Genomic DNA, 20,269 nt, shown 5'->3' on the forward strand with positions numbered 1-20,269 from the left:
ATATGAAGTTAACTACCGCCGAAGAAGTATTAATGCACCATTTATGGGAAACGGGTAAAGCCTTCATGAAAGACTTACTCGATGCCTATGACGAGCCAAAACCCGCAACAACCACGGTAGCTACGTTGCTGAAACGGTTGATTGATAAAGGGTTTGTCGGATATAAGGAATACGGGAACTCCCGCGAGTATCACCCGCTGGTTGCCCGGGAGACGTATTCCCGTACTCAAGTCAACGGGTTGATAAAGAACTTCTTCAATAACTCGTCGGCTCAGTTTGCTTCGTTTTTCGCGGCCGAAACGGATTTGTCGGCCGAAGAATTGGAAACGCTCAAGAAGATTGTCGAACAGGAAATTAAAAAGCGAAAGGCATGATTCTCTACGGAATAAAATCTATTCTCATCCTGTCGGTGCTGGCAACGTTCTACAAGTTGGCCCTAGAAAAGGAGACCATACACCGATTCAAGCGGGTGTACTTGCTGGCTAGCGTGCTGCTCTCGCTAACTGGACCGCTGTTGTCGTTCGAAATTCAATCCGAGATTGTCCCTGTCACGCCTTCGTCGTTTGTTATTCCTCAATTCGAGCGAGCTTTGGGTGATTCCTCAGTTGATGTAGTACAAGCGCAATCAACTGATACGTGGCCCGATCTACTGCCGCTGCTTTACGGGGTTATCACGGCTGCGCTACTTCTGCGATTGAGCCGAAATCTATTTAGCATTCGCCGACGAATCCGCCAAAACCCGTCATGTCGCCATGCTGAGGTCACGGTGATTTTGCTGCCGGATGCCACCCGTCCACACACATTTTTGCACTATCTATTCGCGAGTCGGGAGGATTATGAAAAGCAGTGCATTGAGTCCGAACTGTTTACCCATGAGCTCACACATATCCGACAAAAGCACTCGCTTGATATTCTGTTCGTCGAGCTGGTAAGCTGTTTCTGCTGGTTCAATCCTGCATTATTCATCGTCCGCCGGGCGATCCGACTCAATCATGAGTTTCTGGCTGACGAATCGGTCAATACTTTATATCAGGATGTTGTCAGTTATCAGCGACTGCTATTGAGCAAGCTGACTCCCACAATAACCGTCTCCTTAACCAGTGCTTTCACATTTCAAACCGCTAAACAACGCTTGATTATGATGACCAAATGCACGTCTCCCCTGCGCGCTGGCTTTACCGTCGGTGCAGCAGCCACCCTGTTTCTGCTACTCACACTGGCAGCTGGCTTACAATCGGTTGCTCAGATAACGAAGTCCGTTTCCGGGAAATCAACCAGTATAACCACGAAGGCACAAACCCCGTCCGATTCGATGACACTGGAACAACGCTACAGCGACAAACTGGTTATGACATGGGCTAAGGCCAATGGAAACTTCCCCCAGAAACAGGTCATGAAGCGGTTTTCGGATCTGTCGGAAGCTGAGAAGAAAAAGGTGTTTTTTGTTCCTCCTCTAGCCGCTAAGACGCCGACAGACGCACAGTTTGAGGACTGGAAAAACCCGAGACGGTTTGGTATCTGGCTAGATGGCAAACACATCAAAAACAGCGATCTCAATAGGTACAAACCCAGTGATATCGCTTCTTTTATGGGAAGTTACGTGCACAAAAATGCCCGGCAGCCGCAAGGCTATTTATACCAATTTAGCTTAATGACCCATAAAGAATATGAGCGTTATCTAAAGGCATCCACAGAATCGCCCTTTTTAGTTGTCTTAGAGAAAAAGCCTAAACCGAAGACAGTTTGGGTAGAGCCGAAGCAATAGACAACGCCTTTACGCTATAAACAAATCAGACCGTCTGCAAATAAATCGCTTCAAATTCGTTAGCCGTCAGATTAGTAGTGGGCAGGGTCTCAACAAGGTGTCCTGCCCGCATAATACCGATGCGTGTACCGACTTCTTTGGAACGGAAGATGTCATGCGTCGCCATTAGAATCGCCGTGCCGTCAGCGCTGAGTTGGGTGAGCAAGTCCGAAAATTCGTTGCTGGCTTTGGGGTCTAGTCCGCTGGTGGGTTCATCGAGAAGCAGCACCTTTGCCTGCTTGGCGAGTGCAATGGCGATACCCACTTTCTGCCGCATCCCTTTCGAGTAGCTACCCAAGGGGCGCGTATGGGCGTCGGCCTGCAATCCGGCTCGCAGTAACAAACCTCGCAACTCGTCGGTCGACAGTGTAAACCCTGCTAATGACGCGAAGAAATCCAGGTTTTCCAGACCGCTTAGATTAGGATACAGCAGCACCGTTTCGGGCAAATAAGCCAGGTGTTTTTTGGTTTGCTGCGGGTGCTCAGCCACGTTCAGCCCGTTGACGAGTGCCTGTCCCGACGTAGGTTGCAGGAAGCCCAGGAACAAGTTGATCGTCGTGGTCTTACCGGCGCCGTTCTGTCCCAGCAGGCAGAAAATTTCGCCGGGAGAGACGGTCAGATTTAGCCCGTTGAGGGCGGGTGGTGCTTCGGGCGCGTATTGCTTAGTCAGGTTTATCGCTTGTAACATACGTAATAGGCGTTAGGCCATCGTGGCCGTTTTGCGGAAATTGAGCCAGCCTAGTCCGGCAAACAACGTGATGAAGGCCAGTAACGGTAGCAGACCGGTCAGCGCGTTGGTAGGGGTGTTGTCGTGGAAGGTTTTTACGTCGAAGCGGTTCCAGTTTTCGGCCCTTACGGGCGTATCAGTGAACATCGCCCGGTAAAAATGCAGCCGAAGTCCTTCATGAAAACGGCCCGTTGCTTCCTGAAATCGCAACTGATTACCCAACCCCGAACCCGCCAGCTCGTTTAACTGCAATTGCGTGTGTAGCGGGGGGATAAACCGGGCAAGTTGCCGACTAACCAGCTCACGCCGGGCTACTTTTTGCCGCAGTGTGTTGGCTGATTTGGCGGCATCGTCATCGCCGAGTTGCTGCATGGCATAGTACCACGGCCAGTCGAAGGCCAACGTTGGCGGGGGAATCGAGCGGAACTGTGGATAATGCGCAAAAAATGCTTGCATCGTCTGTTGCTTGTCGGTGTCCCACTTTTCGTGATAGCCTTTGCGGGCCGTCAGCGTCGTTTCGAGGGCTTCCGGCGTCGGGTAGCGCGCAACGATGTACGTGTTCAATAATGTCGGTAGGAGTACAATCAGGCTCAGCCAGCCTGTCACCAGCAGCAGTGCGTTGACGCTCGACCGCTTCCGAAGCGACGTAACCCAGAAACAAACGGCCACCCAGAATAGCACGTACAGCACCGACATACCTACGAAAGCTGCCAACCTGCCGTCGACTGGCAGGTTCAATAGTGGCACGGCCAGCGCAAACAAGATGAGTAGCAAACCGACTATCACACCAACACGGATGGCGTAAAGCCGGTAGATAACCGACATGACGTTAGGCTGCTGCACAACAACCAGTTTCCAGGTACCGCTCTCCCGCTCGTCGGATACCAGATTGTAGCAACCGGCAATAATTAGCAGTGGAAACAGGTAGATTACGACGAAGCTGAAGTCCAGATTGCCTAGCAACAGGTTGGCCGGATTGGTTAAATCGGCGTCGTAACGCTGACTTTCCAACGCCCGGATTGTGACACTCTGGATCGACGGGTTTACGTCGCGCTGACCCAGCGACAATCCGCTCAGCGGCAGTGACTGATTGACCAGGGAAAACTTTAGGTAGTAGAGCAACAGGCCCAGTTCATCTTTATGAGTGGCGATATTGCGGGCAAAATCGGTCTGCTGATACGCCCGTACGTCGGCGATGGCCTGTGTTTGCCGGTTGAGGAATTGCCGTCCGATGAAAAGACTGACCACGCCTGCCGTCAGCAGTAACGCTAATCCGACGAGTACGCCCCCTGACCGAATGAAATTTTTAAAGGCTAATCGGATCATGTCAAGCAACGGTTAATGTTCTGGCAGCCCAGCGGAAGGTAAAAACAAGTCCGACTAGCCAGACGACCAGCGCTAGCAGTGACCGCCACGATTGCATCAGTGTGGCCCCAACCGACAACGGCTGATACGTAAAATCAGGCATGGCCTCCCAGTTAGCGCGACTGATGGTATACGGATTGTCGTTTGGACCTAATTTTTTGTTCGAGATGTATTTTATCTGTAGTTCGTTGAGGTGCTGCGCCAAGTCGTATCGGTAGCGTTCGGCCTGCTGCTGAAAGTCGGCGTAAGTCGCGTAGTCGGTGCCTGACAGCGCCATCGACAGTTGCTTGATGGCCAGAAAAGGGTCGATGAAAGCCACGAGTTCCGATAGCCGGTTCTGCTGGTGATACACCTGTTGCAACTGGCCGAAATGATCGGTATAGATGTGCGCGCTGATTTTCTCGCCCTCGGCCATAACCACACCACTATAATTGACCGGTAGTTGCTGCACCGAATCAACGCTGTAAGCCGTTAGCAGCGAATCCTTGAGTTTAGCGTAGTGGTCATCATTAGGATTGTGGCTGTCGCCTTCTTTCAGCACGTCGTCCTGGATTTTGGCGAAGAATTGTGCTTTTGACGGGATTTCGTACAGGTACGCCCCGACCGCCTGTGCCGCGCGGGGTAACACAATCGTCAGCATCAGCCAAATGCCCATGAGCGTCACCAGCGCTGTCCGGGCTGATCCACTCCGAGCCGACACCAGTACGGCTACCCCACAGCAGATAATCAGATAGCCTGCGTAGGCCAACACAAGCAACAGCAGCCGGATGGTTTCGTCGGCACTGACACGCCCATTTTGCAGGGCAAACCAGCCTATTGCCGTCAGCGTAACTACAGGTATGTATAGCCGCATCACTACGCCGATCAGCCCCAGCGTTTTACCAACCAGCAATTGCCGCGGACTAACACCCTGGCTGAGCAGAAGCCGAAGCGTGCCTGAATCGCGTTCGGCGGCAACGACTCCGTAACCCAGAAAAAAAATCAGTAGTGGCAGCAGCAGTTGTAGCACCATCGCCAGGCTGATTTCACCGAAGCGTAATAAACCCGTTGAAAAGCCCGCTTCCGAAAAATTGACCGGATTCTGCTTATGCGCTTCCAGAAAGATCAGATTACCCAGGTAGCTTTCCATGCCGAAATCGAACAGGCTCAGGGGGGGCTTCGGGCGAAACGCGAAGTTGCCGAAGTGCGCCATTCGGTGCGGATGCTTATCGGGGTTGTTCAGCCAATCGTGCCGGGCTTCTTCCTGATAATGGACGCGCAGTGCGGTCTGCTCCCGAAAACTCAGCCAGCCCAGCACGGCCGCGTACACCAGTAGCACAGCGATAACCGCCATCGGCAGCCAGACGACCCGGCTGGCAAACGCCGTTCGCCGGACGTGTCGGGCTAGTAGTTGCTCGGGGGATGATGAAGGCATGGGTAAAAACTTGAAAATTAGATTGTTAGCTTGATAGCTTGATGTTGTCCCTAAATTCCTTAAAAAAACAGGACCATTAAGTTCTAGTTGGATCTACCCCGCCCCCTAAAGAGGGAGACGTTTTTGGGCGAGTTTCTCCCCCTTTAGGGGACGGGGGTAGGTAAAGCGGAAGAAAATCTGGTAATCGTCAAGGCTGATTTTAAGAACTTAATAGCACTGCTCCGAAGGGTGTTTAGGTACAGTCAAAACCGGTACGTCAACGTCAAATTGGTATTGCGCGGGGCACCGGGGAACAGGCGCAGATAGTTTTGCGCGCCAATCCAGTAGGTGGTATTCAGGACGTTGTTCATGTTTAGGGCTAATTGCACGTTGCTACGTGACGGTGTATAGTACACCGCCAGATCGAACAGGGTGTAGGCCGGTACCTCAAACGCCCGTGTAAACCAAGGAATCTTACTGCCGCTGTACTGCGCACCAAGGCCGATACCCAGATCCGCCAGCGCGGTGCTGGACGCAAAATTGTAGCGCGTCCAGAGGTTACCGCTGTGAACAGGTGTGTTCTGCTTCCGCGCGCCAATCAGGCTGGCTTCGCGGTCGTTGACAATGGTAGCATCGATGTAGCTGTAAGACGCGTTGATCTGCCAGTTGGGCAACAGATAACCCGCCAGGTCCAGCTCGAAACCTCGGCTGCGTTCGGCCCCGCGCGTCACGAGCAGATCAGGGTTCGTCGGGTCATTGGCGTTCATCAACAGGTTACGCTGATTGATCTCGTATAGCGCCGACGTAATATGCAGGCGATTGCCCAGCAGGTCGGCTTTTATACCCACTTCCTTTAGATCGCTTTCCAGCGGGTCGAAGGTACTGCCCGCCGGAGCCGGTACGGGAATCAACGTAACGGTGTTCGACTGTGGCTGGTATCCGCGCAGGTACGTTCCGTAGATGTTGACGGCTGAATTGACAGCATAGGTCAGGCCGAGTCGGGGCAGTAGCGCCGTTTTCGTGACGGTAATCGGACCTGGGGCATTGTAGTTAGTAATGTCAGTAAACCATTCGTTGCGCAGCCCCAATAACAGCGTCAGGCGGCTGATTTTCAGTTGCTCCTGAATGTAAACGGCGTTGGTCGTGGTCAGGGCAGGTTGCAGTGCCGTGCGGATATTCGTTACGTAATCGTCGGCACTGCGGATGGTATAGGTCGGGTTGCTCAGGTCGAAGTGCGGAACGTTGGGCCGAGGAATAACCACGCCACCAATCGTCTGCGTCTGGTAGTTGGCCGCGTTGGCAACGACGAAACTGGTAGCCACCGAGCCGTCTTTCAACAGGTAGCCGCGAGCCGCATTCTGCCCGCCACCCTTCAGCTTTTGCCACCGGTGCAGGTCGTAACCCACCACCAGATTGTGCCCCAGCGGCCCCGTCTGACCAGTAATGTTCAGGTACGCCATCATATTGTCGATGTTCCAGAATTGTCGACGCTGCACGAATTGCATAGCCGCCAGTGACGTAACGGGTTGTCCCGCTATGTCGACGCCGAAGGCATTCGTCGTGCGGTGCTCCTGCAAATCTTCCTGCCAGGTCTGCTTCATGTACGAGCCGTTCAGGCTGATGTGGTCGCTGAAGCGGTGCGCTAGCGTTCCCGTCAGCAGCAGTTGGTTCGATCGGAAATAATCGCTGGCCGCACCCAGGTTTAGGCTGATTGGTGTGCTGTTAAGGTTTGTCTGCCCGGCGACAGCGCCGAAGATGGGTTGTCCCCGGTCCAGGTTTCCGTCCATCCGGCTCACGATCAGCTCGGCGTTGATGGCTGTTCGCTCGCTGGGAATGTAGGAGAACGAAGGCGAGAACAGCAGTTGGTTGTTGCGCACCAGATCGCGGTAACTACGGGCTTCCTGATACGCGCCGTTGACCCGGTACAACAGCGTTTTGCTGGCGTTGAGCGGTCCCGTGAAGTCCATCGTGCCACGCAACGTACTGAAACTGCCCACGCTCAGACCCACTTCGCGCCGGGTCGTTGCCAGTGGTTTTTTCGTGACAAGGTTGATACTGCCGCCCGGATCGACCGACGAAAACGCGGCCGTGGCGGGTCCTTTGATGACTTCGACCCGTTCGATATTCGTAGTCAGCGGCTGCATGAAATAATACTGCCGGGTCCGCATGCCGTTGATAATCTGCCCTTCCTCGTTCTGGCTAATGCCGCGAATGGCGTACTGATTATAATAACTCGATGGAATAACCCCGCTGATAACTTTTACCGCGTCGGCCAGTTGGAACGCCTGCCGGTCGGCCATCAGTTCTTTCGTCACCGTTCCGATCGACTGCGGAACGTCTTTGTTGAGCGCGGCAATCTTGGTGGCCGAGAAGGAATATTCACTATTGTATTCACGCGTTGCCCGGCCCACAACCTCCACCGTTTGCAGTTCGTTCGTTGTCGGGATCAGCTCAACGGTAAACGGCACCGCTCGGCCCACCATTGTCAACGTCCGGTATCCCACCGCCGACACCCGGATGGTCCCTTTACCGGGTAACGTAAACCGACCGGTTGAATCCGTCGACGTGCCCGTGTTATTACTTGTTAGCTGTACCGACGCGCCGGGGATGAAACTGCCCGTTACAGCGTCGATGACCGTGCCCGATATGGTTTGCGCGCGTAAGCTTATGGTCAAAAGGAGAAATATGAACGTAAATAAATGCTTCATCAAATTATGTTGGTCCGGTGGTTCGTCAGTGACTCCAGCAGGTAGAGGCCTAGCGCTAGAACATCAGCAGGAGAACTGGTAAGATTAAATATGCAACTGTGTTGCAAATATAGAAAGGGGATAATATACACTCCGCATTTTTTGCACTAACGTTGCAAAAAGAAAGGGTATTCAAGAAGAAAAGATTGTATTACGTTGTAATCCTTGAAAGGTAATGCCCGGTCTATCGCACCCAGGAGCATCTCGGTCTTAAACAGGAAAAGCCGCTTCCTCTAATTGGAAGCGGCTTTTTGGAAGGAGTATAAATTTCCAACAAATACGTTAGTTCGCTTAGGCGTTGCCACCGTTTACGTCAAGCAGGCTACCAGTAATATAGCTACCGTCTTCCGACGCCAATAATACATAGGCAGGGGCGAGCTCTTCGGGCTGACCAGGGCGTTGTAGAATTGTTTTCGAAGCGGCCTGTTTAACGCCGTCTGGGCCCATGCCAGCACCGGGTAGGAATGGCGTGTAGATAGGACCAGGCAGTACGGCATTAACCCGAATTTTCTGTTCGCCGAGTTGCGTTGCCAGCGATTTCGTAAACGCATGAATGGCACCTTTCGTCGATGCGTAGTCAACTAACTGGGGTTCGCCTTGCTTACCAACAATGCTACCCGTATTGATGATTGACGCGCCTTCGTTCAAGTGAGGCAGGGCGGCCTGCACCATAAAGAAGTAGCCTAAAATATTGGTATCGAACGTACGGCGGAGCTGCTCCTCGGAAATATCCTGAATCTTTTTCTCGATGTGCTGATAGGCCGCGTTATTGACCAGAATATCAAGCTGGCCGAACTGACTCACGGTTTTGTCAACAACATCCTGGCAGTTGGTTTTCACCCGTACGTCGGATGCGATGGTCAAACAGGTCGTGCCGAATTGTTCAGCCAGCCGTTTGGTTTCCTGAGCATCTTCTTCCTCTTCGGGCAGGTACATGATCGTTACGTTGGCTCCTTCTTTGGCGAAGGCAATCGCGACGGCGCGACCAATTCCCGAATCACCACCCGTAACGATAGCTACTTTACCGGCGAGTTTACCAGCTGCTTTGTAATTAGATAGATCACTGTCGGGTTCTGGGGTCATTTTGGCCTGAATAGCCGGAAATTCCTGTACTTCACTTTTCAGCTCTTCAGCTGTCGGACGAGATTCTGTTTGTGACATTTGATTAATGATTAACGTTGAATGAAGCGTCCTTATGGGCGCTATAAATTAATCTCTTTGTCTATAGATTTTGTTAACAAAAAAAGCAGTTTTGCCGACTAATAAGCCTGTCATCTATTGAGCGGACTTGAAAGAACGGTAGAATCAATCAGGGGATACCTTTGCTGGTCATGAGCATTACCCGTAGAGATTTTCTGTTTCAGCTCGGCCTTGGCGTCGCCGGCGTAGGCCTATCTTCTGGCTATACAACAGCCGATTCGGCCTTATTTGCGCGAACGGCTGGCCTGCCTCGTAGCCTGCCCGAAACGCAGGGTGTAGCGTCGCAGGGACTGCTTGACTTTGTCGATGCTGTAGAGAAAGCAAAGCTCAATCTCCATAGCCTGATGGTGTTACGTCATGGTAACGTTGTGGCCGAGGGCTGGTGGGCTCCTTACGCGGCTCAGTACAAACACACGCTCTATTCGCTCAGTAAAAGTTTTACGTCAACAGCGGTCGGAATGGCGATTGGTGAAGGCAAGTTCACACTGGAGGATAAGGTTGTTTCTTTCTTCCCAGAGGATGTGCCAGCGACGGTTAGTCCAAACCTGGCGGCTATGCGGGTACAGGACTTGCTGACGATGTCGACTGGGCACGACAAGGATACAACGTCGGGTATGCTGACCACAAAAGACGGTAACTGGGCAAAAGCGTTCCTGGCCCAACCCGTCGACCATGAGCCCGGTACGTTTTTTATGTACAACAGTGGGGCTACATACATGCTGTCGGCTATCGTGCAGAAAAAGACTGGCCAACCCGTGCTGGACTATCTGAAACCGCGTCTATTTGATCCACTCGACATCAAAGGAGCTGACTGGGAAGTTGATCCAAATGGGATCGATACGGGCGGCTGGGGACTACGGGTAAAAACCGAAGACATCGCTAAGTTCGGGCAGCTGTATTTACAGAAAGGTGTCTGGCAGAGCAAACGGCTACTGGCTGAATCCTGGATTGCCGATGCGACCAAATCCCACATTCAATCGAAAGGCGGCTCACGGAAGGCGGAAGAAAATGACTGGCTACAGGGCTATGGGTACCAGTTCTGGCGGTGCCGTAACAACGCCTACCGGGGAGACGGCGCGTTCGGTCAGTACTGCATTGTGATTCCCGATCAGGACGCCGTGATTGCGATTACGTCCGAAACAGCTGATATGCAGGGGATTCTGGATCAGGTCTGGAACCATATACTGCCTGCGCTAAAAGGGAAAGGAATGGCTACCGATAAAAAAGCCGTACAGACGAAGCTAAAGCAGGAACTAGCGACGCTTTCGTTCATCCCCCCGACTACGCTGGAGCCGAAAGCTGCTGTTGACAAGGTGAGTGGCAAAACGTACCGAGTTGCAGATAACAGCATGAACATCAAGAGCGTATTGCTGAAGTTCAAACCAAACGAAGTGCGGTTCACGATGGAGGATGAGCAGGGACCGCGCGACGTGCTGTGCGGGCTGGGCGACTGGCGGGAAAGTACGACGGGCTTGTCGCCATTGCCGCTCAAATTGGTGCCAACCAGCGTCCCGAACGAGAAAACAACTACCCTGTACGCTACGGGTGCCTGGCTTGATGACCAGACATTCAGCATGATCTGGCGATTCATTGAAACCGCCCACTATGAGCGCGTTACGTGTACCTTCCGGGGCGATACCATTCAAGTCGAGTTTAAGAAAAGTCTGGCTATCCTGAACCCGGATACAAAGGATAACCGGCCCGTATTACAAGGGCAGCTCAGCGCCTGATCCCAATAAAAAAGCCCTTCCGGTTGGAAGGGCTTTTTTATTGGGAGAACGATCTTACGACTTTGTCGTGGTCGATTTTTTCGTGGTCGTGGTGCTCGACTTCTTGGTCGACGTTTTCTTGGCACCGCCATCCAGCGAGTTGATCCACACCGCCAGTTTCATCGCATCTTCCTTAGGAACCTGCTTCATTGGCGCCATTGGTGGGTAACCAGGCCAGTGGCTTGGAACCGGATTGTAAATCAGGTTCACGATCTCTTCGTTCGAGTATTTTTTCTTGGCAACGTCCGCGTAAGCCGGACCAACCAACCGCTGGTTCGGGCGGTGGCAGGCAATACAGGTGTATTTGCTCATCAACGCATTCATTTCAGCTGGAATATCAGCAGTTGGGGCCTGTGCGTTCGAGTCAAAGGACGCCAAAGCCAGGGTAGCCGTAGCGAACAGGAATCCGAATGTTTTTTTCATGAGAAATCGGGTAAGCAATAATTTGTAAATGTTACACAAGGATGCGGGCGAAAAGCACAAAAATAGATTCTTCCCACGATAAGCCAATGATAACCCGGCTTTTTCCTAGTAAAACACTTGTTGGACAATAGTTTCTTAAAATCGTTTAATCGTCTGCCCAATAAATTCGGTAAACAAGTGTCCTTAACCTCACTAAAACTCTATCCCGAGTCAACACCTAGTTTGTCAATCCAGCTCATGGGCAGAAAAACGGCTACCAAAATAAAATTTTGCTACTTAACAAACTGATCCAACGTGGGTAAAATGTTAATAAAAAAAGCATAAATAGTATTTGTTAGTGAATGCTTAAGTTTATTGCCCAAATTAAATTCTGACTCGCGTATGAAGACAATTGGTTACCTAATAACAGTAGTATGGCTTGCCGTCTGCCTGAGTGCTCAGGCACATAATCAGTAGATAACGGGGAAGGTGCCAACGGTCCGGATTCGGGGAACGGATACATTATTGGGGGGAGCTGATCCGCTCTATGTAGTCGATGGAATCATTACCGAAGATATTCGGAACATCAACACATCCGATATTACGTCGGTGGATGTGTTGAAAGATGCGTCAGCAACGGCCATCCATGTCGTGCGTACTCGCTGCTACCGAACTACGGTGAACTGTGGCGCGAATCGTCGGAAAATGGCGTTGAGTCGATTTTCGAAATTCAAGGCCGGGGCGTAACGCCGAACAAAGGCGTGCAGGGCTACTTCGAATCGCAGGGGGCACGGGGCGAGAATGGCTGGGGCTGGGGATTTAATACGCCCTCACAGAACCTGTTCGACGCTTACGAAACCGGCGATACCCGGCGTAACGGTACGATTATTCAAAAAGGAATGACGCTCTGGGGTAGTCGGGTTGTCAGTGCTAATGCTGAAAATCCGTATTACAATTACAAAGCCTACGTGAGTCTGACGCGGGAAACCAACAATGGTAGTACCTGGGAGACAAATAAGAACGTTCGGATTCTACGGTACGGCGAGGTGCTGTTGATGAACGCCGAAGCGGCCAACGAACTGGGGTAATCGACCAAAGCCTTAACGTCGCTGAATCTGGTTCGGGCCCGGGCGCGTGGTGGCGCAACGGGTGCGCTACCGAACGTAACGACTACCGCGCAAGCTGATCTGCGGCAGGCAATCTGGAAAGCGCCGAGTTGAACTGGCTTTCGAGCACGACCGGTATTTCGATCTGGTTCGTCAGGGACGGACAGCTGCTGTGTTTCAGGCGCTGGGCAAAAACTTCGTAACGGGCAAACACGAACTGTTCCCAATTCCACAACCGCAAATCCAGTTGAGCGGTGGACAATTGACCCAGAATCCAGGGTATTAATTGCTGGAGTGAAGACGTAAGAGGAGAGACAAAAGACTCACTCAGAAATAAATTAAACACAGAGGCACGGAGGACACAGAGAACAAGACGCGAACTTGTCGACTGGTAGTATTCTATGTTCTTCGTGCCTCTGTGTTGGCACTTGATTTTTAGCGTATGAAATACTTACTGACCATAAGTTTGCTTTGCGCCAGTCTGAACATGGTTCGCTGTCAGCCGAAAAAGCAGACCGTAGCCCCCGTCTCAGCATCGTTTTCGCTGTCTTCATCCGATCAGACGTTTCTGGATAGTTTGCAACGTGATACGTTCCGGTACTTCTGGGAAAAGACCAATCCCGATAACGGCCTGGTTCCTGACCGCGCGCCGTCGAATTCATTCGCCAGTATTGCCGCCGTCGGTTTTGGTCTGACATCGTACTTAGTGAGCGTTGAACGGGATTACATCACTCGTTTACAAGCTGCCGACCGGACGCTTAAAACATTACGTTTCTTCGCTACCGCTCCGCAGTCCGACAAAGCAACGGGTGTAGCGGGGTACAAAGGGTTTTTCTACCATTTTCTGGATATGAAAACCGGCGAGCGTTTTAAAACGGTCGAACTGTCAACCATCGATACGGCCCTGCTGCTAGGCGGTATTTTGAGTGCACAGAGTTATTTCGATCAGAACAATGCTGCTGAAGTCGAAATTCGCCAACTGGCCGATCAGATTTATGAGCGCGTCGACTGGGCGGGGATGGTTAATCACAACGGTCCGGCGCCCCGGCCGTTTGTGTCAATGGGCTGGCATCCCGAGTCGGGGTTTATCAAAAGCGATTGGACCGGCTATAACGAAGCTATGCTGCTGTACGTGTTGGCGCTCGGTTCACCAACGCATCCGGTGGGTAAAGACGTTTGGAGTGCCTGGACAAAATCGTATCCCTGGGCTACGTTCTACAACCAGACACACGTAAATTTCGATCCGCTGTTTGGTCATCAGTACTCCCACGTCTGGATCGATTTTCGGGGAATCAAAGACGAGTACATGCGTGGGAAGGGGATCGATTACTTCGAAAACTCGCGCCGGGCTACCTACGCTAACCGCGCTTACTGCGTTGCTAACCCAGGGAAATGGCAGGACTACGGCCCGACTATCTGGGGATTGACGGCCTGCGACGGACCTGGTGATACGCTAGTCAACGGTAAGTCTGGCGAGGCCCGGCAATTCTTCTCGTACCGCGCTCGTGGTGCTGCCAGCACGCAGATTGTGGACGACGGCACGATTGCACCCACGGCCGCTGGTGGCTCAATGGCCTTCGCCCCGGAGATTTGCGTCCCTGCGTTATGGGCGATGAAAACGAAATACGGGGCTAAGCTTTACGGGGAGTATGGCTTCCGGGATGCGTTCAATCCAACGTATCGGTACCCGGCCCGCGTTTCGAATGGATCAACCTCATCCGGTTGGTTCGATGTCGATTATCTTGGTATTGATCAGGGACCAATTTTACTAATGGCGGAGAACCTGCGGTCTGGGTTTATCTGGAAATTGATGCAGAAAAACCCACACATTCGTCGTGGGTTGACCAAAGCTGGTTTTACCGGCGGTTGGCTGGCGCAGTAATCAGACTTCGTCCTAAAGAGTAGTAGTGCGTAATTGATTCGGCCAGTTACGCACGATTTTTATTTAAAACCGTTTAGGAAGATAGATTATTGACTCTATTTCATTGACTACAACCAGCAACCCTTTTGGCGAACTCGGGCTGTCCCGCGCCCTGACTGATGCCGTCGCCAGACAGCAATATCCACAGCCGTATCCCATTCAGCAGCAGGCTATACCGGCAATTCTGGCTGGGAAAGACGTATTAGGTATTGCGAAAACCGGCTCGGGGAAAACGGCGAGTTTTGTGTTGCCCATCTTGCAACAGTTCTTGAACCGAAAAGCCGCTTCCCGGCCGGAGGTCCGCGTATTGGTGCTGGTGCCCACCCGCGAACTAGCCGGGCAGGTAGCCGAGGTATTCCAGACGTTCACTGAACGCTTGCCCAAGCCGCCGAAAACAGTCGCGGTGTACGGTGGGGTATCGATTAACCCGCAGATGATTGCCCTGCGCGATGCGGAGATTGTGGTCGCCACACCGGGCCGACTGCTCGATCTGCTGGCGTCGAACGCTACCGATCTGCTGTCGGTGGAGACGCTTGTGCTGGACGAAGCCGATAAGATGCTGGAACTGGGTTTCGCCGAGGAAATGGATAACGTACTGGCGCAAGTATCCCGTCAGCGGCAGACAATACTGTTCTCGGCAACGCTGGGCGACGCCATTCAGACAATCCGTGAAAACCTGCTGAAAAATCCCGTCAAGATAGAGATTGCCGAGCCGGAGCAGAACCTGGAACTGATTACGCAACGCGCCTACCGGGTCGATGCCGAGCGCAAAGGGCCGTTGTTACGTTACCTGATCAAGTCGGGCGAGATGAAACAGGTACTGGTGTTCGTTTCGTCGACCCGCACCGCCGACAACCTGGTCGTTAAACTAAACAAGAACGGTATTCAGGCGGCAGCTATTCATAGCGGAAAAACGCAGGGCGCCCGTACCGACGCGCTTGCCCGTTTCAAAGCTGGTCGGCTGACAGTACTGGTAGCAACCGACCTGATTGCCAGAGGGATCGATATTCAACTATTGCCTTACGTTATCAATTTCGAACTACCCCGATCACCCAAAGATTACGTGCACCGTATTGGCCGCACAGGTCGGGCCGACGCCCCTGGCGATGCCATTTCGCTGATCACCCCGGACGACGAACACCATTTTAAAATCATTCAGAAAAAAATGGGCAAGCGCGTCGAAATCCTGGAATCGGAAGCGATTAACTTGCAGGGCTACTAATTCTTTACCGCTAATCTATCTGACAAATGAAATCAATAGTGCTAGCCGTTACGTTGCTAATAGCCTCATGCACTGTTAGTCAGGCACAGGAAGCCGCCAAAGCACCCGCGCCCCATATCTACAACCCGCAGGCCGATGCCCAGCAGGACATCAAAAACGCCGTTAGCAAAGCCAATAAGGAGGGTAAACACGTACTGCTTCAACTGGGCGGCAACTGGTGCGTCTGGTGCATTCGGTTCAATAACCTGACAACGACCGACACGACCCTGAATCGGTTGCTGAAGCAGAATTACGAAGTCGTGCACGTAAACTACAGCCCCGAGAACAAGAACGAAGCTACATTGGCGCAGTTGGGGTATCCACAACGTTTTGGCTTCCCGGTATTTGTCGTACTCGACGGAAAAGGAAACCGCATTCATACGCAGAACTCGGCATATCTGGAAGAAGGAAAAGGCCACAGTCCCAAGCTGGTTGCGGAATTTCTGAAGCAATGGTCCCCAACCGCAACGGACCCGAAGTCGTACGTGTCGAAGAAATAGTGGCTAGCTCGGTGTTACTGGGAGGCTTACACCTCCCAGATAACCCGCACGACTTTGCCGCGTACCCCGATGGTCTGAAAAAATTCCAGCCAGTGCAGTTGCTGCGGACCGAGGTGATCGGTTGGGGACTTTACTTCCACAAAATCATAGTCCCCCTGTTCGTTCCAAACGAGCAGATCAGGAAAACCGCGGGTGTGTTCGCGAACATTACGGGCCATTTCCAGTAAAATGAGCCCGAGCTGTTCGGTGTCAAGCAGGTCGATCATGCGTTGTACCAAGGTCAGTGATTCGTCTGACCAGTCAACCAGCACGTTAGCCATGCCAAATTTTGCGTTGAACATACGACCGGTATGGCGTCGCCAGTCATCTTTCGTTCGAAGTTCGGCCAGCCGCTTCTTGAGGAGCTCTTCGCGCTTGAGGTAAAAATCCGGCAGGTAAAAGTCCGACGGGGCTCGTTGCAGCGGATGGTGAATGGCCGATACGTTTGTGTCGTAAATAATATCCCAGAAAATAAGCCCAAACAGGCCCCGCCAGGGGTAATTCTCGGTGAAAGCCGCATCGTAGCCGCGTTCCAGATAATAATTCATAACGCCCGCTTCGACATGGTGCCGGTACGCCACTGGAATATTTACGCTGTCAGCATCCGACAGGAAACGTGTGGTGGCTTTGCGGGTTCGCTTTTTCTCGCTCAGACCTAAAATCTTATCGCGGAAATCCTTAGCGAAGTAGCGCTCTTCAGCGTTGAACGGACTCACGGCAATTTCATCGCACAAGGCCAGAGCCTCTTCCACGGACCCGTTTTTAAACAGTAAGCGCACCCGCCGTTCCCGCGCGGGTACCTGATCTGACAGTTCGTAGACCGTCAGCGCCTGCTCCGGTAGTTTCTGCCGCTCCAGATAAGCTCCTACCCGGCAAACCAATTTTTGGTAACCCGGCAGGGCGATGGGAGCCAGGTCGAGCCGGGTTTCGTTCCAGTTCAGAAACCAGTTATACACATCGTCCGCCGGAGCTTCACGTTCTTTGAGCTGATAGAAGGCTTCGTTCGTCAGCGAGATCAGCAGTTTGTCTTCCACTTCTTTACGCGTGCGGAAGCGAGCGGTCATCTTGCTCTCGTCGTGCCGTTCGAAGTTGATCATTCCCAGGTCGCGCACAACAAAATCGGTCATGCTGCCGCCCCGGTTGCCGAAGAAGAGGTATTTGACCATCATCCCTTCGGCTTCAAAATTCATCTTCACGACAGTTTCTCGGGTGGTCAGGCTCGTGATGATTTCTCCGAAGTCAAGTTCGCGAATGGCGTATTGAACAACACCTTCTTTTTTCTCTTTAGTCAGCGGTTTAAGCTCTTCCGGCGCTAATGGCAGCAGGCCGAGAAGTTCTGCTTTGGTGAAAATGCTGAGTGCTGCATCGCCCAGTATTTCGTGGCGACGGTCCAGGCGCTCAATAAAGCCAGCCTCAATAAGTTCGTTAATTGCGGCTGATAAGTCCGTTATTTCGTTATACTGTAGCTTACCGACTCGAAAAAAGAGTCCGGTGCGGTTGCTGAAGCGTACGTACAGACACTGCGCGTCTACGCTCAATCGCTCGAATCGGTTGATAAAATCCCACTCAGCCTCATTCAACAGCGTACCATACAGCCGTTTGACAAAGGCGAGCACGTACTGAAAGTTGTCGAGATAATACCGGGGTGTCAGGATGACTTTTTGTTGTCCGATCATAGATGGCAGCCCATGGGTGGGGTAGTAAGATAACAAAAAAACGGGTATTTATGTCCCCAACGGATACGCTGGAAGAGCTGAGAAAGAAGGGTATTTTGCCAGATAGTCAGGCTGATCAACTGGTTGACTATGAACAGAAAAAGCCTTTCTCGTTGCACTGGGAACTGCGGGCGTTGCTGCACGTTGGTATTCTGTTGCTGAGTGCTGGTCTTGGCTTTTTGATTTACGACAATATTGACCAGCTAGGACGGGGAGTTTTGCTGGCTGCTATGGCCGCGGGTTGCCTGGCCAGTTTCACCTTTGCCTGGCGATTCCGTCCGGACTGGACGCTAGAGCATGCCAAAAGTCGATCGTCCTTTGGTGACTATGCGCTGTTACTGGCCTGCCTGTTGTTTCTGACCCTAGAAGGGTACGCGCAGTACGCCTATACGTTGTTTGGTACTCGATACGGGCTGGTTACGTTGCTGCCCGCCCTGCTGTTTCTACCGTTGGCATACCGATTCGATCATCGGGGTGTGCTGGGGCTGGCGCTGACATCGCTGGTTGCCTGGGTAGGCGTAACGGTACGTCCGCTGGAGCTGTATTTCAAAACCAACTTCTTCGATCAGCGAACCGTTTTCTCCGCCATTCTGCTGGCGCTGTTGCTGATCGGTATTGCCCTGACCCTCGAACAGCGCCGAATCAAAGCCCATTTTACATATACCTACCTCACCATTGCCGGAAATCTGCTGATGGTAGCGTTGCTGGGTGGATTGTTCAACTTTGAAAGTCTGCGGTTAGCGTTTGTGCTGGGACTAGCCGCAGCTTGTTTTCTGCTGGACCGTTACGGTCGGCGACGGAGTAAGGACCACGGGGGCTCGTTCCTATTTCTACTGATGAGTGCTGTATACGGCTACATCGGTCTGACGTACCTGTTTTTTCACTACCTGCATCCTGTCAGGTGGGGAGACGGTCTGTATTACTGGTATTTTATCCTGACCGGAATTGCGCTTGTCGTGTACCTGATGAGCCAGTTCCCCAAAGCCAAGCCAACGCATGAAAGCGTATAACGTAACGTGGATTTTTAACCGTGAGATTGTCCGGCAGGCCGACAGCTGGTGCCGTCGAAATTTGCTGACGAACGAGCAGATGGAGACTATTCGACGTACTTATCCAGTCGGGTTTCAGCAAACGAACGGATACATCGAAATTGGCCTGTTTCTGTTCACGACGGTAACTATTTTAGGGGTCTATTTATTGGTTAGTACGTTCTTTCCAATCTTAGTCAATACGAAGGGATCGTCCAGTGCTTTCAACCTGATTTTTGGTGGACTAGTAGCTGGACTGGGCTGGATCCTGATTCAGCAACGACAGTTGTACCATAATGGAATCGACAATGCCTTCGTCGTGATGCAAACCGGCTTTCTCGTATTTGGGTTGAATCAATTATTGCCACCCGGCTTGTCGGTGGCCACTCACTGTCTCATTTCGCTACCCTTACTACTGCTTGTGCTTTGGTACTACGGCGATACGTTGATTACCTTTTTTACGGTGGCTACGACCTATGCGCTGGTGTTTGACTGGCTGCTTGACCTGGATGGGGGACGTGCCGTGCTCCCGTTCGTTATGATGGCGCTTTCAGCTGCGATCTATGCGCTAGCCCGGCTGGCAAACCGGCAATTAAATCAGACACCGTATTACGCCGACTGCATCAGCCTGGTACAATGGTGCGCGCTGATCGCGCTGGCGGCCAGCAGCAACTACTTCGTGGCCCGTGAAATGAACCGGCTCCTGCTTAAACCCATTCCGGCCGAAGCACCAGAACTATCCCTGGCGTTCCTGTTCTGGGTGTTTACCTTTTGTATTCCTGGGGCGTACCTCCAACTGGGCCTTACCCGCAAGAATCGGATGTTGATTATTCTGGGTGGACTTGGCCTTGTCGGTGCCGTAATAACGTTACATCATTACCTGCAATGGGTGTCGCTCAACGTAGCGCTCATCGCGGGCGGGTTGATATTAATTAGTTTTTCAATTGCCGTCATCCAGTACCTGCGCCAGCCCCAAAATGGCTTTACGGACGTACCAGATGACGATTCGCCCGATGAGTTTTTCCTAAGTCCAGAGACGCTGGCCGCTACCCAGGTGGTAACAGGCGCTCCGCATAATCATAATGATACTAGCAAGTTTGGCGGAGGTAATTTTGGGGGTAGTGGTGCTTCTGGAAACTACTGATGATCAGCTTTTCTTATTTGAAAGTGCCGAATGGGAAGGTGACCTGGAACAGATGCGTACGGATGATATACCAAACGAGTGGTTTGATAAGCGTTGATACTATCTCTTGGTCGGAGCCTAATCTTGTTGCGCAATGACGTTGATTTTG

Annotated in this window: 18 protein-coding genes; 11 read left to right on the forward strand and 7 right to left on the reverse strand. The window is 52.2% G+C overall.

Annotation, left to right across the window (positions count from 1 at the left end; all coding sequences use genetic code 11):
- Positions 1 to 2: 2 nt before the first annotated feature.
- Positions 3 to 374, forward strand: coding sequence for a BlaI/MecI/CopY family transcriptional regulator (locus tag ACYVAD_RS22330; protein ID WP_461141760.1), 372 nt, complete (start codon positions 3 to 5; stop codon positions 372 to 374).
- Positions 371 to 1,765, forward strand: coding sequence for a M56 family metallopeptidase (locus ACYVAD_RS22335; RefSeq protein WP_461141761.1), 1,395 nt, complete (start codon positions 371 to 373; stop codon positions 1,763 to 1,765). Before ACYVAD_RS22330 ends, ACYVAD_RS22335 begins: the two co-directional genes overlap by 4 nt.
- A 25-nt stretch (positions 1,766 to 1,790) precedes the next feature.
- Here the strand turns inward: ACYVAD_RS22335 and ACYVAD_RS22340 are convergent, their stop codons facing one another.
- The 5 genes from ACYVAD_RS22340 to ACYVAD_RS22360 all read right to left on the reverse strand — a co-directional run bounded on the left by ACYVAD_RS22340 (position 1,791) and on the right by ACYVAD_RS22360 (position 9,197).
- Positions 1,791 to 2,492, reverse strand: a complete 702-nt coding sequence (locus tag ACYVAD_RS22340) for an ABC transporter ATP-binding protein (protein ID WP_461141762.1) — start codon at positions 2,490 to 2,492, stop codon at positions 1,791 to 1,793.
- 12 nt (positions 2,493 to 2,504) lie between these two features.
- The gene (locus ACYVAD_RS22345) at positions 2,505 to 3,857 is read right to left on the reverse strand and encodes a DUF3526 domain-containing protein (RefSeq protein WP_461141763.1); all 1,353 of its coding nucleotides are present in this window, start codon (positions 3,855 to 3,857) and stop codon (positions 2,505 to 2,507) included.
- Position 3,858: 1 nt separating this feature from the next.
- The gene (locus ACYVAD_RS22350; protein WP_461141764.1) at positions 3,859 to 5,310 is read right to left on the reverse strand and encodes an ABC transporter permease; all 1,452 of its coding nucleotides are present in this window, start codon (positions 5,308 to 5,310) and stop codon (positions 3,859 to 3,861) included.
- A gap of 242 nt (positions 5,311 to 5,552) precedes the next feature.
- On the reverse strand, positions 5,553 to 7,997 hold the full coding sequence (locus ACYVAD_RS22355; RefSeq protein ID WP_461141765.1) for a TonB-dependent siderophore receptor: 2,445 nt from the start codon (positions 7,995 to 7,997) through the stop codon (positions 5,553 to 5,555).
- Positions 7,998 to 8,327: 330 nt separating this feature from the next.
- Positions 8,328 to 9,197: a glucose 1-dehydrogenase gene (locus tag ACYVAD_RS22360; RefSeq protein ID WP_461141766.1), complete on the reverse strand. Its 870-nt coding sequence runs from the start codon at positions 9,195 to 9,197 to the stop codon at positions 8,328 to 8,330.
- 170 nt (positions 9,198 to 9,367) lie between these two features.
- Between ACYVAD_RS22360 and ACYVAD_RS22365 the strand changes: the two genes are divergently transcribed.
- Entirely contained in the window at positions 9,368 to 10,966 is a 1,599-nt protein-coding gene (locus ACYVAD_RS22365) for a serine hydrolase domain-containing protein (protein WP_461141767.1), read from the forward strand.
- A gap of 54 nt (positions 10,967 to 11,020) precedes the next feature.
- On the opposite strand, the gene ACYVAD_RS22370 is transcribed toward ACYVAD_RS22365, so the two are convergent.
- Positions 11,021 to 11,428, reverse strand: coding sequence for a c-type cytochrome (locus ACYVAD_RS22370; protein WP_461141768.1), 408 nt, complete (start codon positions 11,426 to 11,428; stop codon positions 11,021 to 11,023).
- 468 nt (positions 11,429 to 11,896) lie between these two features.
- On the opposite strand from ACYVAD_RS22370, the gene ACYVAD_RS22375 reads away from it, so the two are divergent.
- From ACYVAD_RS22375 to ACYVAD_RS22400, 6 genes are all read left to right on the forward strand, one after another.
- The gene (locus ACYVAD_RS22375) at positions 11,897 to 12,154 is read left to right on the forward strand and encodes a TonB-dependent receptor plug domain-containing protein (RefSeq protein ID WP_461141769.1); all 258 of its coding nucleotides are present in this window, start codon (positions 11,897 to 11,899) and stop codon (positions 12,152 to 12,154) included.
- Positions 12,155 to 12,168: 14 nt separating this feature from the next.
- Positions 12,169 to 12,495, forward strand: a complete 327-nt coding sequence (locus ACYVAD_RS22380; protein ID WP_461141770.1) for a RagB/SusD family nutrient uptake outer membrane protein — start codon at positions 12,169 to 12,171, stop codon at positions 12,493 to 12,495.
- A 163-nt stretch (positions 12,496 to 12,658) separates the two neighbouring features.
- Complete coding sequence (locus tag ACYVAD_RS22385; protein WP_461141963.1) at positions 12,659 to 12,799, forward strand: RagB/SusD family nutrient uptake outer membrane protein; 141 nt, start codon at positions 12,659 to 12,661, stop codon at positions 12,797 to 12,799.
- 156 nt (positions 12,800 to 12,955) lie between these two features.
- A complete protein-coding gene (locus tag ACYVAD_RS22390; RefSeq protein WP_461141771.1) occupies positions 12,956 to 14,395 on the forward strand; it encodes a glucoamylase family protein in 1,440 nt (479 codons plus the stop codon).
- Positions 14,396 to 14,498: 103 nt separating this feature from the next.
- A complete protein-coding gene (locus ACYVAD_RS22395; RefSeq protein ID WP_461141772.1) occupies positions 14,499 to 15,656 on the forward strand; it encodes a DEAD/DEAH box helicase in 1,158 nt (385 codons plus the stop codon).
- Between the two features lie 26 nt (positions 15,657 to 15,682).
- On the forward strand, positions 15,683 to 16,195 hold the full coding sequence (locus ACYVAD_RS22400) for a thioredoxin family protein (RefSeq protein ID WP_461141773.1): 513 nt from the start codon (positions 15,683 to 15,685) through the stop codon (positions 16,193 to 16,195).
- Between the two features lie 26 nt (positions 16,196 to 16,221).
- On the opposite strand, the gene ACYVAD_RS22405 is transcribed toward ACYVAD_RS22400, so the two are convergent.
- Complete coding sequence (locus ACYVAD_RS22405; protein WP_461141774.1) at positions 16,222 to 17,910, reverse strand: VRR-NUC domain-containing protein; 1,689 nt, start codon at positions 17,908 to 17,910, stop codon at positions 16,222 to 16,224.
- A 50-nt stretch (positions 17,911 to 17,960) separates the two neighbouring features.
- Between ACYVAD_RS22405 and ACYVAD_RS22410 the strand changes: the two genes are divergently transcribed.
- Together ACYVAD_RS22410 and ACYVAD_RS22415 are read left to right on the forward strand one after the other, a co-directional pair.
- Positions 17,961 to 18,959: a DUF2157 domain-containing protein gene (locus ACYVAD_RS22410; RefSeq protein WP_461141775.1), complete on the forward strand. Its 999-nt coding sequence runs from the start codon at positions 17,961 to 17,963 to the stop codon at positions 18,957 to 18,959.
- A complete protein-coding gene (locus tag ACYVAD_RS22415) occupies positions 18,946 to 20,121 on the forward strand; it encodes a hypothetical protein (RefSeq protein ID WP_461141776.1) in 1,176 nt (391 codons plus the stop codon). Before ACYVAD_RS22410 ends, ACYVAD_RS22415 begins: the two co-directional genes overlap by 14 nt.
- Positions 20,122 to 20,269 lie beyond the last annotated feature (148 nt).

This window comes from Spirosoma pomorum (genome assembly GCF_054776615.1).

Coding starts and splice junctions, on each gene's coding strand:
- ACYVAD_RS22330 (WP_461141760.1), top strand. CDS start 3: ATGAAGTTAACTACCGCCGAAGAAGTATTAATGCACCATTTATGGGAA.
- ACYVAD_RS22335 (WP_461141761.1), top strand. CDS start 371: ATGATTCTCTACGGAATAAAATCTATTCTCATCCTGTCGGTGCTGGCA.
- ACYVAD_RS22340 (WP_461141762.1), bottom strand. CDS start 2,492: ATGTTACAAGCGATAAACCTGACTAAGCAATACGCGCCCGAAGCACCA.
- ACYVAD_RS22345 (WP_461141763.1), bottom strand. CDS start 3,857: ATGATCCGATTAGCCTTTAAAAATTTCATTCGGTCAGGGGGCGTACTC.
- ACYVAD_RS22350 (WP_461141764.1), bottom strand. CDS start 5,310: ATGCCTTCATCATCCCCCGAGCAACTACTAGCCCGACACGTCCGGCGA.
- ACYVAD_RS22355 (WP_461141765.1), bottom strand. CDS start 7,997: ATGAAGCATTTATTTACGTTCATATTTCTCCTTTTGACCATAAGCTTA.
- ACYVAD_RS22360 (WP_461141766.1), bottom strand. CDS start 9,197: ATGTCACAAACAGAATCTCGTCCGACAGCTGAAGAGCTGAAAAGTGAA.
- ACYVAD_RS22365 (WP_461141767.1), top strand. CDS start 9,368: ATGAGCATTACCCGTAGAGATTTTCTGTTTCAGCTCGGCCTTGGCGTC.
- ACYVAD_RS22370 (WP_461141768.1), bottom strand. CDS start 11,428: ATGAAAAAAACATTCGGATTCCTGTTCGCTACGGCTACCCTGGCTTTG.
- ACYVAD_RS22390 (WP_461141771.1), top strand. CDS start 12,956: ATGAAATACTTACTGACCATAAGTTTGCTTTGCGCCAGTCTGAACATG.
- ACYVAD_RS22400 (WP_461141773.1), top strand. CDS start 15,683: ATGAAATCAATAGTGCTAGCCGTTACGTTGCTAATAGCCTCATGCACT.
- ACYVAD_RS22405 (WP_461141774.1), bottom strand. CDS start 17,910: ATGATCGGACAACAAAAAGTCATCCTGACACCCCGGTATTATCTCGAC.
- ACYVAD_RS22410 (WP_461141775.1), top strand. CDS start 17,961: ATGTCCCCAACGGATACGCTGGAAGAGCTGAGAAAGAAGGGTATTTTG.
- ACYVAD_RS22415 (WP_461141776.1), top strand. CDS start 18,946: ATGAAAGCGTATAACGTAACGTGGATTTTTAACCGTGAGATTGTCCGG.